This window comes from Arthrobacter sp. UCD-GKA (assembly GCF_001863355.1).
GTDB lineage: Bacteria > Actinomycetota > Actinomycetes > Actinomycetales > Micrococcaceae > Paeniglutamicibacter.
Genome location: NZ_MOLR01000006.1, coordinates 234,124 through 247,685, shown reverse-complemented (window position 1 = coordinate 247,685; position 13,562 = coordinate 234,124). Strand labels below are relative to the sequence as shown.

The following is a 13,562-nucleotide window of genomic DNA, read 5'->3' as shown; positions in this document are numbered from 1 at the left end:
TGCACGGGGCAGCAAAAAGCGCCGGGCGGCTGCGGTTCTTGCGAACCACACCCGCCCGGCGCCATGCTGCCGTGAGGCTGTTACTGGAAGTCGGCCGAGGACTTCTGCAGCGTCTCGAGCCACAGGCGGCGGGCGTCCAGGGCTTCCTGGGCGGCCTTGATCTTGGACTCCACGCCCTTGGCCTTCGCCTTGGCCAGGTCGTCCTCGAGCCCGGCAATGGCGTCCTCGAGCTGGGTCAGCATCGAGTTCGACCGTGCCTTGGTCTCCGGGTTGGAGCGGCGCCACTGGTCGTCCTCCGCCGAACGAACGGCGTCCTCGACCTGGCGCAGCGCAGATTCCACGCGCTGCATGTCGGCGCGCGGGACCTTGCCCGCGGCTTCCCAGCGGTCGCGGATCGAATCGAGCAGGCGCTTGGCGGTGGCCAGGTCCTTGATCGGCAGCAATGCCTTGGCCTCGAGAAGCAGCGCCTCCTTGACGATGAGGTTCGCTCCGAACTCCTCGTCGATGGCGGCGTTTGCGGACTGGCGCGCCTCGAAGAACACGTCCTGGGCGGCGCGGAAGCGTGCCCACAGGGCGTCGTCGTCCTTGCGCGAGGCGCGCTTGGAGGCCTTCCACTCGTCCATCAGGCGGCGGTATTCCCCGGCCGTTGCCCCCCAGTCGGTGGAGTGCGAGAGTTCCTCGGCACGGGCGATCAACGCTTCCTTGGCGGACTTGGCCTCGGCGTTGGTGGCATCGAGCTGCGAGAAGTAGGCCCTGCGGTGGCGGTCGAAGGTGGTCCGGGCCCCGCGGAAACGCTTCCAGAGCGAATCCTCGGTGGAACGGCCCAGGCGCACGCCCGACTTCTGCGCGGTCTTCCAGGCATCGAACAGGTCGTTCATCCGGTTGGAGCCCTGCTTCCACTGCACGGTGGTCGGGTCCAGCGCTGCCAGGGCCTCGGCCTCGGCGACAATGGCCTCGCGGGCGGCGAGCTCGGTGGCGCGCAGCTCCTCGTTGGCCTTGCGCTCCACGGCGACCAGCTCGGCGACGGCCGCGCGGGCGGTCTCGATGCGTGCCTCAAGCGCCGGGATGTCGCCGACCATGGCGCGTTCGGCCACGGTGGCGGCCAGGTGGTCCAGGGTCTTGTTCATGTCCGAGCTCGGCGCCTTGGCCGCCACGCGCTGCTCGAGCAGCATCAGGGAGGAGACGACCTCGTCGTGCTTGCGCACGAAGTAGGCCAGGGCCTCCTCGGCGGTGGCGTCGGGGTACTGGCCCACCGGGTGCTCGGTGCCGTCAATGATGACAAACACGTGGCCGTCCTCGGAAACGCGGCTGATCTTCGCGGCTTCCTCCAGCGGGGTGGTGAAGCTCGGGGGAGCTGCAACCGGCGCAGCGGCCTTGGCGGCGTGCTTGCCCATCGGGCGCGGTGCGCCGGGCGACGGGGCCATGGCGGCCGGGGTCGGCACTGCTGCGGGTGTCGGCATTGCGGCCGGGGTCGGTGCCGGGGCGGGAGCTGCTTCCTCGGCCGGAGCCTCGGTTGCCGCTGCTTCTGCCGCCGGGGCTTCCTCGGCCACAGGGGCTTCTTCTGCCGCGGGGGCCTCTGCTGCCGGCGCTTCCTCTGCCGCGGGGGCTTCTTCGGCCGGCTGCTCGGTGGCTTCGGCTGCCGCGCTTGCAGGGGCCGCGTCGGGTGCCGGCGCGGCTGGCGCCTCAACCGGCGCCGGGGTGCCTTCGGTTTGCTGCTCCTCGGCCACTGCTGCTGGCTGGAGATTGTCGTCGGATTGCTGACTGGTGGTCACCGCTGAAACTCTTTCGCTAAGGATCGGCCCAGAGACTATGCGCTCAGGACACAACTGTCACCGCCACTTTACCCGCCATGGCCCGCCCACCGGTACTCTGCCGCCCCGAATCGGCGACGCATTCGCGTCGTTTCGCCCTCGGCGCACCGACACGCCAGTAGACTTGGTTCCCTACGTGCCCGCTGGGCGCGGCACCCGCCCCCGGCGGGCCCGCCGCTGCCAGGGACGTGGCAACCACCATCGCTTTCCCCCTTTCATACAGGAGTACAGACTTCATGGCACGCAAGGCCTCACTATCCGGTTTCCCCGAATGGCTCCCGCAGGAGCGTGCGGTGGAGCAGCACGTACTTGACACGCTGCGCCGGATCTTCGAGCTGCATGGGTTCGCCAACATCGAGACCCGCGCCGTGGAAACCGTCGGGCAGCTGCTGCGCAAGGGCGAAATCGACAAGGAGGTCTACGGGCTTTCCCGGCTGGCCGCCGAGGAGTCGGCCAAGTCCGACCCGAACGCGCTGGCCCTGCACTTCGATTTGACCGTGCCCTTCGCCCGCTACGTGGTGGAGAACGCCGGGCACCTGGCCTTCCCCTTCCGCCGCTACCAGATGCAGAAGGTCTGGCGCGGCGAACGCCCGCAGGACGGCCGCTTCCGCGAATTCACCCAGGCCGACATCGACGTGGTGGGCGACGGCACCCTGCCCTTCCGCTACGACGTCGAGCTCGCCCTGGTCATCGCCGAGGCCCTGACGGCCCTGCCGATCGGGGACTTCCGGCTGCGCGTGAACAACCGCAAGCTCGCCGAGGGCTTCTACCTGGGCCTGGGCCTGGAAGACACCGCCGGGGTGCTGCGCTCCATCGACAAGCTGGAAAAGATCGGGGCGGCCAAGGTCGCCGAACTGCTGCAGACCGAACTCGGCGCCACCGCCCAGCAGGCCGCAGCGGCCCTGGCCCTGGCACAGATCTGCACCGCCGACACCTCCTTCGTCGAGCAGGTCCGCGCGCTGGGGATCACCCACCCGCTGCTCGAGGAAGGCCTGGACGAACTGTCCAAGGTCATCGAGGCCGCCGTGCGCCGCGCCCCGGGCAAGGTCGTTGCCGACCTGTCCATCGCCCGCGGCCTGGACTACTACACCGGCACCGTCTACGAGACCGTGCTGGTGGGCCACGAGTCCCTCGGCTCGATCTGCTCCGGCGGGCGCTACGAATCGCTGGCCTCCACCGGCAAGAAGAACTACCCTGGCGTGGGCCTGTCCATCGGCGTCACCCGCCTGGTCTCGCGGATGCTTGCCGAGGAAACCGCCACCGCCGCACGCACCGTGCCCTCCGCGGTGCTGGTCACCCTGGCCAACGACGAGAGCTGGAACGAGGCGCAGGACGTGGCCGCCGCGCTGCGCGCCCGCGGCATCGCCTGCGAGGTCGCCGCGAAGGCGGAGAAGTTCGGCAAGCAGATCAAGTACGCCGACAAGCGCGGCATCCCCTTTGTCTGGTTCACCTCCGAGGACGGCACCCACGAGGTCAAGGACATCCGCAGCGGCGAGCAGGTTTCCGCCGACCCGGCCGGCTGGAGCCCGTCGGCCGAGGACCTCGACAACCGCATCACCGCCGCCGGCTAGCGGCCCAGGCACCGCCACCGGAACCCCTCCCGGCGCGCCCCGCACGTGAGTCAGGGCACAACCGCCGGGGTTCCGGTGCCGCGGGTGCACCGCTGCCGGTAAACTCGCAGATAGATTCTTCCCTTTTCCGCACCGAACCCCACGCGCCACCGGCGTCACAAGAACTTCGGGACACCCGCGGAAATTCGCACCTTTGTAGAAAGGAATGCAGTGCTACGCACTCATCAGCTCGGCACCTTGAACGCCGAGCACATCGGAGAAACCGTCACCCTCACCGGTTGGGTGGCGCGCCGCCGCGACCACGGTGGGGTCGCCTTCCTTGACCTGCGCGACGCCTCGGGCTTCGCCCAGGTCGTGGTGCGCGAGGAGGAAGTCTTCCACCCGCTGCGCAACGAATTCGTGCTGCAGGTCACCGGCAAGGTCGAACGCCGCCCCGAGGGCAACGAGAACCCCGCGCTGGCCACCGGCCAGATCGAGGTCATCGCCGAGACGGTGGTCGTGCTGAACACCGCCGCGCCGCTGCCCTTCCAGGTCGACGAGCACGTCGAGGTCGGCGAGGAGGCGCGCCTGCGCCACCGCTACCTCGACCTGCGCCGCCCCACCCCGAACCGCAACATCCGCCTGCGTTCCGAGGCCAACCGGATCGCCCGCAACCTGCTGCACGACGACGGCTTCGTGGAAATCGAGACCCCGACGCTGACCCGCTCCACCCCCGAGGGCGCCCGCGACTTCCTGGTCCCGGCACGCCTGGCCCCCGGGTCCTGGTACGCGCTGCCGCAGTCCCCGCAGCTGTTCAAGCAGCTGCTGCAGGTCGGCGGATTCGAGAAGTACTACCAGATCGCCCGCTGCTACCGCGACGAGGACTTCCGCGCCGACCGCCAGCCGGAGTTCACCCAGCTGGACATCGAGGCATCCTTCGTCGAGCAGGACGACATCATCGCCCTGGGCGAGGCCCTGGTGAAGGAGCTGTGGAAGCTGATCGACGTCGAGATCCCGACCCCGATCGCCCGCATCACCTACCACGAGGCCATGGCCAAGTACGGCTCGGACAAGCCGGATATGCGCTTCGGCCTCGAGCTGACCGACATGACCGAGTTCTTCAAGGACACCGGCTTCGGCGTCTTCAAGGCCCCGCACGTCGGTGCCGTGGTCATGCCCGGCGGCGCCTCCCAGCCCCGCCGCACCCTGGACGGCTGGCAGGAATTCGCCAAGCAGCGCGGGCACAAGGGCCTGGCCTACGTGCTCTACAAGGAGGACGGCGAGCTGGCCGGCCCGGTCGCCAAGAACCTGACCGATGCCGAGCGCGCCGGCCTGGCCGAGGCCACCGGCGCCAAGCCCGGGGACTGCATCTTCTTCGCGGCCGGACCCAAGACCGAGGCCCGCTCCCTGCTGGGCGCCGCGCGCGTGGAGATCGGCCACCGCACCGGATTGATCAAGGAAGGCGACTGGGCCTTCGTGTGGGTCGTCGACGCCCCGATGTTCGAGCCGGCCGCCGCAGCGGTTGCCTCGGGCGACGTGGCCGTGGGCACCGGCGCCTGGACCGCCGTGCACCACGCCTTCACCTCCCCGAAGCCCGAGTTCATGGACACCTTCGACAAGGATCCGGAAAACGCGCTGGCCTACGCCTACGACATCGTGTGCAACGGCAACGAAATCGGTGGCGGCTCGATCCGTATCCACCAGGCCGCGCTGCAGCAGCGCGTGTTCAAGATGATGGGCATCGACGAGGAAGCGGCCCAGGAGAAGTTCGGCTTCCTGCTCGAGGGCTTCAAGTACGGCGCCCCGCCGCACGGAGGCATCGCCTTCGGCTGGGACCGCGCGCTGCAGCTGCTCACCGGCTCCGACTCGATCCGCGACGTCATCGCCTTCCCGAAGACCGGCGGCGGATTCGACCCGCTGACCAGTGCCCCGGCACCGATCACCGCGCAGCAGCGCAAGGAAGCCGGAGTCGACTCGAAGCCCGAGCCCAAGAAGGCCGAGTCCAACGAGCCGGCCACGGCCGACGCGAAGTAGTTCCACGCACCGCCTTCGGGCGGTTCCATGGGGGCGTCCACCATTCCCGGTGGGCGCCCCCATGCGCATGTCCGGGGCCAAATGCCTGGGTGCGGCCCGACGGGTGTGCCGCCCGGGTCCCGGCCCGGGGGAGTGGGGAAGGGGGAGCCCGCACCGGCGCCGCCCTGCTGCAGCCCTGCGCCCGCGGTGCCTCCGCCCTGCCGCCGAAAACCGCTCCGGGCGCGGCCCCGCCGGCAGGTCGGGCGCGATAACGGGATTCAGGCGGGGGCGGTGGCCGCAGACACGTCGTGGAAAACCGTCGCCAAATGTGCACAACCTTGCTATTGTTTTAAATCTAGATCAATTTTTGACTTAGTCAGGATTTTCGCGGCGTGCGTCACCCACGATACGCACCCTCCAAGAAAGGCCACGACATCACGACCCCAAACCCGCCGCACGGCGGCCACCTAACGCCCCGCCCGGGCCCGCGGCGACTGCCGGAAACGGGGGAGCGGCCATGCTAGGCGGCGGCAAGGAATTCCCCGGCACCTGGCAACGCGCGCTGCTCCCGCTGAGCCTGCTCGACGCGCTGGAGGCGGGCCCCAACCACGGCTACGCCCTCGGCCAGATCCTGGAGGCCCGGGGGTTCTCGCCCATCAAGGGCGCCACGCTCTACCCGGCCCTGGTCAAACTCGAGGCCGCCGGATACATGGAGAGCACCTGGGAGGACGGCGACGGGGCACCGGGGCGCAAGGTCTACACGCTCACCGGAACCGGCCGAGGCCACCTGGCCTCCCAGCGCGAGCTGTGGGCCTTCTTCCAGGATGCGGTGCTGCGCGCATGAGCGGCACCCACGGGGACAAGGAAACGGAAGTTGGAAGAACCACCAGGGCAGGAGCACCGGCATGAGAAACCAGAACCGCAAGAGGACCGCGTGGAGCGCGGAGGTCGGGCTTTGGCCCGAGGCCTACCGGGAATGGGCGGAACTGGCGGCGGGAGCCATGATCTTCGCCAACGCGCCGGACGAGGCCGTTGCACCGGCGCTGGCCCAGGTGCGCGAAAGCGTTGCCGCGAGCGGCCAAAGCCCGACCGAACTCTTCGGCGAGGCGATTGAGTTCGGCCGCACGGGCGGCAGGCGGCTGCGCCGGCCTTCCGACATCCTGGAGGGCGCCCTGCCCTTCAACAGCGCCTCGGGAGCCATTACCGTGATGCTCGCGACCCTGGGCATGTTGCTGCTGGTGCTCGGCATCTGGATCGGGTTCTCCGACGGATGGAATGCACACACCTTCGCCGGCCCGGTCATGCTGCTCTTCCCGATGCTCACCGTGCTGGTGGCAATCGGCTTCTGGGGCTGGGTGCTGCGCACCCGGGGACACCTTCATGCCCCGCTGGCCATCTGGGGCGCAACCCTGGCAGGCGCTGCCGGCACGATCGCGTTGATGTCGGGCCTGGGCGGCTTCGAGGCGCCGGGCCCGCCAAACTGGGCCATCGCCCCGGTCGGTCTCGCCTTGGTGCTGGCGGCCGTGAAACTGCCCGAGGCAAGGCCGCGGGCGCTGCTCAATGACACGCACTGGGACGATGCACGGTACTTCACCCATGCGGCCAACCTGCTGCGCGGACGCTACCTCTTCACCAGGGCCCGCGCCGGCCGCGCCCTGGCCGAGGCCCGCAGCCATCGAAGGCTTTCAGGCACCGGCACCGCGGCCGCCGAATTCGGCAACGTCGAGCTTTTCGCCGCGCAGCTGGCCGCCGCCGAACGCGCGGCCCCCACGCGCGGAATCCTGTTGCGCCGTGCCGGATTCAGCCTGGTCGTGGCATTTTTCGGCTTCACCATCGGTGCTGCCTACCTCGAGGGCCCGGTCACGGCCTGGCTGGTCATCCAGTCCGGGATGTGGCTGTGCCTGGCCGTCATGGTGGTGTTCTCCTGGCGGCCGACCCGGATCAACGCCGAGGCCACCAAACGCCAGGACGAACGCCGGGCCGATGCCCGCACCCTGGCGGGCCACGACGAGGACTGATCGATGGCCGGCGGGGGCCCGGAGAAACCTAGCCCGGCAGCTCGTCGGTGTCGACGATCAGCGTGTACGGCCCCGAATTCACCAGCGAGACCTCCATCATCGCCCCGAACACCCCCGACTCCACATGCGCACCCAACGCGCGCAGCTGCGCCATGAACTCCTCGTACAGAGGCTCGCTCACCGCGCCCGGCGCGGCATTCGTCCACCCCGGGCGGCGCCCCTTGCGCACATCCCCGTAGAGCGTGAACTGGCTGACCACCAGTAGCGGGGCGGCCAGGTCCTCGCAGGACTTCTCGCCCTCGAGCATCCGCAGCCGCCACACCTTCGCGGCCAGCTTCGCCGCCAGGGCAGGGGTGTCGCCGTGGGTCACGCCCAGCAACACCACCAGGCCGGGGCCGTCGATCTTCCCGACGACCGAGCCCTCCACCTCGACCGAGGCCCGGGAAACCACCTGCAACACTGCCTTCACGCATCCACCTTTGCTTCTTCACGTCCATCTGGTTCTCCACGTCATGGCCCGCCGTCGCGGCACCATGTGTCGCCCGCACGAGCGCGGACGTATCGACTCTACCGATTTGCGTCCCCGTCCACCCATTCACGGACCGCCGGGGGACAACCATCCGCTTCCCCGCACATCTGGCCGCTCTCGGAGGCGCGCGCAGCCCCAAGGGCGCAGACTCGTGGACATGGGCACACCACTATCCACGCCCCGGACGGGGCAGATGAGCACCGCGGATCTCGGCCAGCAACTGGCCGCCGCGGCTCTTGCCCTGTCCGTCGCCACCGGGCAACTGGCCCTGGTGCCGCTGGATGCCGCCGCGGCCGCGGCCATGATGGGCCTTCTCGAACGCAGCCACCGGGCCATCGCCTACGCCCAACTGCTCATCACCCGGCGAGCCGGCGAGGCCGAGGTCCACCGGCTGGACCCGGTGACCGCCCAGCGCATCGACCAGCTTGTCGCGCAGCCCGGCCCGTTGGCCGACGGAACCGCGGGCATCCCACTCGAGGAACTGCGCCAGGGCATGGCCCCGCACCGCAACACCCAGGCCTACATGCAGGCCCACCTGCACATATCCACCAGCGAAGCCCGCCGACGCATCAACGGATCCAAGCTCCTGGTCGCCCCGCCCACGGGCACCGGCGAAGCACCACCGGCCCCCAGCTACCCGATCCTGGCCCAGGCGGCCTCCGACGGCAGCGCGGATGTCGCCAACCTCGCTTCCATGGCCGGACAGCTGGAGTCCATGCAGCCACGCATCAAGACGCGGCCCGACGCCGAAAACGTGAACACCGCCATCGAGGACTCCCTGGCCCACGAGGCCAGGACCGGCGACCCGAAGACGTGCGGCCAGGCACTGCGCGACTGGGGCGGCTTCCTGGCCGAAAACGGCACACCCATCAGCGACGAGGAAATCCGCGCCCGGCGCGGGATGTTCTACCGTGGTTTCCGCGACGGCAGCGACGAGTACCTGTTGCGCTGCGATCCCGAGGACTCGGAGGTGCTCTTCTCCTACTGCGAGGCGTGGACCAATCCACGCTCGACGAAGTCCCCGCCGTTCTCCGTTTCCACCACGCCTCGGCCTCCGGCCGGCGAGTTCCCGACCCTGCCGGTCGTGCCGACCAGCCCGCCCTGGCCCGTCGACGGCCAACAGCCGGAAGGCAAGCCCCTGCCCGAAGCCGACCGGGGGCAACGTCCCGCCGCACCGGGTCCCGACACCGGCGACGGTGTTCCGCCCCAGGCCGGCGCCAACCCGGACCCGGCAACGAAAGTCGCCCCAGACGGAGCCGCCACGGGCGAAGGAACCACGGGCGAAGCCCTGCAGCCGGAGCCCCTGGATCCCTCACCCTCCGGCACGCCGACCTATTCCCCGGCCGGCGTCCCCGCCCCGGAATGGGCCCGGCTGCCGGGTGCCAGCGGCTCGCAGATTCCGCTCAGTGAGTTCGCCTGCGGCCTGCCTCCCGACCGTTCGGGGCTGGAACAACCCACCAGCCAAGATCCACGCACCAACCCCCAGCTACTGCTCGACGCGCTGATCGCCGCCTGTGCAGGGGGCATGAACGGGGCAGACATCGCCGAATCCGGCGGGATGCGCGTGAAGATCGGTGTGCTGATCGGCTACCGCAGTCTGCTGGGGCAATGCGAGGACGCCGGGCTGACCGACCACAACCGCCCCATCTCCGCGGCCAACGTCAGGAGACTCGCCTGCAACGGCGACATCCTGCCGGCGGTCATGGGAGACGAAGGCGCCGTCCTGGACCTGGGCCGCGAGATCCGCGGCTTCACCAAGGCCCAGCGCCGGGCCATCGCCATCCGGGACCGCGGCTGCATCATCCCGGGGTGCAAGCATCCGGCGTCCATGTCCGAATGCCATCACGTGATTCCCTGGAGCGAGGGCGGACCAACCAGCGTAGGCAATTCGGCGATGCTCTGTGAATTCCATCATTTGCAAGTGCATGCCGGGCTGATCAAGCTCCGTTCGATCAACAGTGTGCCGTACGTCGTTGAAATTGCAGGCCAGCCACGCGGTGCCCCGCAGCGAAACCTGTACTGGCATCCCGAGCTTCGCACCGCGGGCTACCAGGCGCCACTTTTCGATTAGCGCCGGGCGCTGGGCGCGGCGAACAGGCGCCGACCGTTCCACGCCAAGCTCCCGGGTGCTATCTTCCCGCCGGCGAGGCCGCCCCCATGCCCCACCGGCGCGACAGCACCCGGGCCACCTTCATCCCGGCCGCGCTCCGATGATCCGGCCCGCGGGTGAACCGCCCGGACGCACGCCCGCCCGGGCACGCCGCCCGGGTAACCGGGTGCCCCGGCGAAGCGGCAAACCGCCTCGTCGGCAACGCCGGAAGCGGACACCCGGATGCTCAACTAGGCTGGGGGAGTGAACGATCTGCTCAGTGCCTTGGGTGACGACGAGGAAAACGACGAAGAACATGTGCGGCCGCGCGCACCCCTGGCCGTGCGCATGCGCCCCCGCTCGGTCGAGGAGCTGGTCGGCCAGCAACACCTGCTGAAGGCGGGTTCGCCCCTGCGGCAACTGGCCGGCGTCGACGGGCCGGGCCCGTCGGGGCCCTCCAGCATCATCCTCTGGGGCCCACCGGGCACCGGAAAAACGACCATCGCGCACGTGATCGCCCGATCCCCGGGCCGCCGCTTCGTCGAGCTCAGCGCCATCACCGCCGGCGTCAAGGACGTCCGCCGCGTCATGGACCAGGCGCTCGAGGACCGCGACCTGCGTGGCTTCACCACCGTGCTCTTCCTCGACGAGATCCACCGGTTCAACAAAGCGCAGCAGGATGCGCTGCTGCCCGGGGTGGAAAACCGCTGGGTCGTGCTGGTCGCCGCCACCACGGAAAACCCGTCCTGCCTTGGAGGCTGCGGCAGGCGTGGCCTGGAGCGCCGCCGAGGCCCACGGACTGCTCGCCAAGCGCGCCAAGTTGCTGCAGGCCGTCCGCTCGGATAACACCGCGGAGCTCCCGGACGGGGACACTGTCGACACGCCGGCCCCGGTTCCACCCGCGGCCCGGCCCGACGAGGAGGCCGCGGACCGCGAACCCGCCGATCCTGCGGACGGAGCCCCACCCGCCGAGGCAACCCCTGACGCCGACGCAACCCAAGACACCGCTGCCGCCCATGACGACGCCGATGACACCGGTGCGCTGACCCCGGAGGGGCAGATCGTCATCACCATCGAGCACACCGAGCGCGCCATGGATGCCGCGGTCCAGCGCTACGACAAGGCCGGGGACCAGCACTACGACATCATCAGCGCCTTCATCAAGTCGGTCCGCGGTTCCGACGTGGACGCCGCGCTGCACTACCTCGCGAAGATGCTGGAGGCCGGGGAGGACCCGCGCTTCATCGCCCGGCGCATCATGATCAGTGCCTCCGAAGACATCGGCATGGCCGATCCCACCGCACTGCAAACCGCCGTGGCAGCCGCCCAGGCGGTGCAGTTGATCGGGATGCCCGAGGCCCGGCTCATCCTGGGACACGCCGTGGTGCACCTGGCAACCGCACCCAAATCCAACGCGGCCTACAACGCCATCAACGCCGCGGTGGCCGACGTCCGGGCCGGCCGGGGCAGGGGCGTGCCCAAGCATCTGCGCGACGCCCACTACGCCGGCGCCCAGCAGCTGGGCCACGGCAAGGGCTACATCTATTCGCACGATGCGCCGCACTCGGTCGCCACCCAGCAGTACGCGCCGGACGACCTGCTGGGCGTGGACTACTACAAGCCCACCGCCAACGGGGCCGAACGCGGGATCGGCGAACGCGTCGAACGCATCCGCGGCATCATCCGCGCCAAGGACCGCCGACGCACGTAATCCGACGCGCGAAGACGACGCATCCCACAGGGCGGGCCGCCACCCGGGGTGCACTTTGGGTTTGTCCACGGTGGTAGGATTGATCCTTGGCTGGCAAGCTGCCCAACCGCAAACCACCCGGAACCCCGGTCCCGGACGGTGCGCACCGCGGCAGTTGTAGTGACTAGGGATGCGGTTTCCCACAACTCTCCATCATGGAGGCCAGACCCAATGACAACCGCTCACAAAAGATAAGGACACTCGTGGCTAACAACACTCGTGCCCGCCGCAAGGTTCGCCTCTCGCGAGCCCTCGGCCTTGCCCTGACCCCCAAAGCTGAAAAGTACATGGAGCGTCGTCCGTACGGTCCCGGCCAGCACGGCCGTGCCCGCAAGAAGCAGGACAGCGACTACGCAGTGCGTCTGCGCGAAAAGCAGCGTTTGCGCGCCCAGTACGGCATCCGCGAAGCACAGATGACCCGTGCCTTCGAGGAAGCCAAGCGCACTCCGGGCCAGACCGGTGAAAACCTGGTTGCCCTCCTGGAAATGCGTCTGGACGCCCTGGTTCTGCGTGCAGGCTTCGCCCGCACCATCGCCCAGGCCCGCCAGCTGGTTGTGCACCGCCACATCATGGTCAACGGCCAGCGCGTGGACCGTCCCTCGTTCCGCGTGTCCGAGGGTCAGCTGATCCACGTTCACGAGCGTAGCGAAAAGATGGGCCCGTTCCAGATCGCCGCTGCAGGCGCCCACCGCGATGTTCTCCCCGCCGTTCCGGCCTACCTGGACGTCAAGCTTGAAGCCCTTCAGGCCAAGCTCGTCCGCAAGCCGAAGCGCTCCGAGGTTCCAGTAACCTGCGAAGAGAACCTCGTCGTCGAGTACTACGCACGCTAAATTCACCGGGTTCACACCCAGCGAATGCAGTTTGCAACACGAAGCCCGTGGCCCCGCGCCGCGGGCTTCGTGTTATCCAAGACGTTTCGGTTCCGTGCTACAGCCAACCATTCGGTAAGGTGGAAAAGCACACGTCACCAACGGTAGAGGAAAAGCACATGACAGGGTCGGATATCGCCGGACTCATTGCGGCAGGCGTCTTCGCCGTACTGGTGGCCTTGCTGGCCATCCCCATTTGGAAGCTCGGAAAGGTGTTCGACGAGCTGCGCGGCGCCGTGCGGGAAGTGTCCGACGGCACCACCCCGTTGCTGTCCGAGGTCACCAACACCGTGGCCACCACCAATGACCAGCTGCGCAAGGTCGATGGCATCACCTCGCACGTCTCCGACGCGTCTGCCAACATCAGCGCGCTGTCCTCGTTGACCGCGGCCACCGTCGGCCGTCCCCTGATCAAGGTCGCGGCCTTCTCCGCAGGGGTCCGCTCGGCCCTTGGCACCAAGCCGACCGGCAAGGGCCGACGCTCGCGCTGACCGGCGCCGAGGCAGCACCGGGCTTGTTGGCCCGTAACCACCCGGTCCCGTCGGGGGAGCGGAGGCTGCCGGCAACCGGCAGCTGCCGTGCAGCGCACGATCCACCATCCACGAAACGAGGAAACCGCAGATGAAGAAACTATTCTGGGTCGGCATCGGTATCGGCGTCGGAGTGCTGGCCGCCCGCAAGCTTTCCGAAGCCAGGGGCCTTGCCAGCGCCGACGGACTGAACCGCACCGTGGGCCGCATCAGCGATTCGCTGCACGAAGTGGCCGAGGCCTTCCGCACCGGCATGAACGAACGTGAAACGGAATTGCGCCAGGCCCTGGGCCTGGATGAAACAACCGGCGCAAGCCACCACTAAACTTATTGACGTGGCACTCCGGTGACCGCCACGATGGCGGAACCCGGCAGCACGCCGTTCCCCGGCCAACCGGCCTCG

The 13,562-nt window shown here is 69.0% G+C and carries 10 protein-coding genes and 1 pseudogene; 9 read left to right on the top strand and 2 right to left on the bottom strand.

Annotated features, from left to right (window positions below; all coding sequences use genetic code 11):
• Window positions 1-80 precede the first annotated feature (80 nt).
• A complete protein-coding gene (locus BLJ79_RS12710) occupies window positions 81-1,772 on the bottom strand; it encodes a DUF349 domain-containing protein (RefSeq protein ID WP_071215110.1) in 1,692 nt (563 codons plus the stop codon).
• A 275-nt stretch (window positions 1,773-2,047) separates the two neighbouring features.
• On the opposite strand from BLJ79_RS12710, the gene hisS reads away from it, so the two are divergent.
• From hisS to BLJ79_RS12690, 4 genes are all read left to right on the top strand, one after another.
• The gene (hisS, locus tag BLJ79_RS12705) at window positions 2,048-3,382 is read left to right on the top strand and encodes a histidine--tRNA ligase (protein WP_071215109.1); all 1,335 of its coding nucleotides are present in this window, start codon (window positions 2,048-2,050) and stop codon (window positions 3,380-3,382) included.
• A 210-nt stretch (window positions 3,383-3,592) separates the two neighbouring features.
• On the top strand, window positions 3,593-5,395 hold the full coding sequence (aspS, locus tag BLJ79_RS12700; RefSeq protein WP_139194851.1) for an aspartate--tRNA ligase: 1,803 nt from the start codon (window positions 3,593-3,595) through the stop codon (window positions 5,393-5,395).
• A 496-nt stretch (window positions 5,396-5,891) separates the two neighbouring features.
• Window positions 5,892-6,218, top strand: coding sequence for a PadR family transcriptional regulator (locus tag BLJ79_RS12695; protein WP_071215107.1), 327 nt, complete (start codon window positions 5,892-5,894; stop codon window positions 6,216-6,218).
• A gap of 61 nt (window positions 6,219-6,279) precedes the next feature.
• Window positions 6,280-7,392 (top strand): hypothetical protein, encoded by a 1,113-nt coding sequence (locus BLJ79_RS12690; RefSeq protein WP_071215106.1) that lies wholly within the window; start codon window positions 6,280-6,282, stop codon window positions 7,390-7,392.
• 28 nt (window positions 7,393-7,420) lie between these two features.
• Here BLJ79_RS12690 and dtd read toward each other — a convergent pair whose 3' ends face one another.
• Entirely contained in the window at window positions 7,421-7,861 is a 441-nt protein-coding gene (gene dtd / locus BLJ79_RS12685) for a D-aminoacyl-tRNA deacylase (RefSeq protein ID WP_071215105.1), read from the bottom strand.
• A gap of 217 nt (window positions 7,862-8,078) precedes the next feature.
• Between dtd and BLJ79_RS12680 the strand changes: the two genes are divergently transcribed.
• The 5 genes and pseudogenes from BLJ79_RS12680 (at window position 8,079) to BLJ79_RS12660 (ending at window position 13,484) form a co-directional block, all read left to right on the top strand.
• A complete protein-coding gene (locus tag BLJ79_RS12680; RefSeq protein ID WP_083411264.1) occupies window positions 8,079-9,992 on the top strand; it encodes an HNH endonuclease signature motif containing protein in 1,914 nt (637 codons plus the stop codon).
• Window positions 9,993-10,274: 282 nt separating this feature from the next.
• Window positions 10,275-11,721, top strand: a pseudogene (locus tag BLJ79_RS12675) (replication-associated recombination protein A).
• A gap of 242 nt (window positions 11,722-11,963) precedes the next feature.
• Complete coding sequence (gene rpsD / locus BLJ79_RS12670) at window positions 11,964-12,590, top strand: 30S ribosomal protein S4 (protein ID WP_071215103.1); 627 nt, start codon at window positions 11,964-11,966, stop codon at window positions 12,588-12,590.
• A 158-nt stretch (window positions 12,591-12,748) separates the two neighbouring features.
• Window positions 12,749-13,120 carry a DUF948 domain-containing protein gene (locus BLJ79_RS12665; protein WP_071215102.1) on the top strand — a complete coding sequence of 124 codons (372 nt, stop codon included), beginning with the start codon at window positions 12,749-12,751 and terminating at the stop codon, window positions 13,118-13,120.
• Between the two features lie 130 nt (window positions 13,121-13,250).
• Window positions 13,251-13,484 (top strand): hypothetical protein, encoded by a 234-nt coding sequence (locus BLJ79_RS12660; protein WP_071215101.1) that lies wholly within the window; start codon window positions 13,251-13,253, stop codon window positions 13,482-13,484.
• Window positions 13,485-13,562: the final 78 nt, after the last annotated feature.

Bases quoted from the DNA above. Each gene is read 5' to 3' on its own strand.
- BLJ79_RS12665 (WP_071215102.1), top strand. From the start codon at position 12,749: ATGACAGGGTCGGATATCGCCGGACTCATTGCGGCAGGCGTCTTCGCC.
- BLJ79_RS12660 (WP_071215101.1), top strand. From the start codon at position 13,251: ATGAAGAAACTATTCTGGGTCGGCATCGGTATCGGCGTCGGAGTGCTG.
- hisS (WP_071215109.1), top strand. From the start codon at position 2,048: ATGGCACGCAAGGCCTCACTATCCGGTTTCCCCGAATGGCTCCCGCAG.
- BLJ79_RS12695 (WP_071215107.1), top strand. From the start codon at position 5,892: ATGCTAGGCGGCGGCAAGGAATTCCCCGGCACCTGGCAACGCGCGCTG.
- BLJ79_RS12690 (WP_071215106.1), top strand. From the start codon at position 6,280: ATGAGAAACCAGAACCGCAAGAGGACCGCGTGGAGCGCGGAGGTCGGG.
- BLJ79_RS12680 (WP_083411264.1), top strand. From the start codon at position 8,079: ATGGGCACACCACTATCCACGCCCCGGACGGGGCAGATGAGCACCGCG.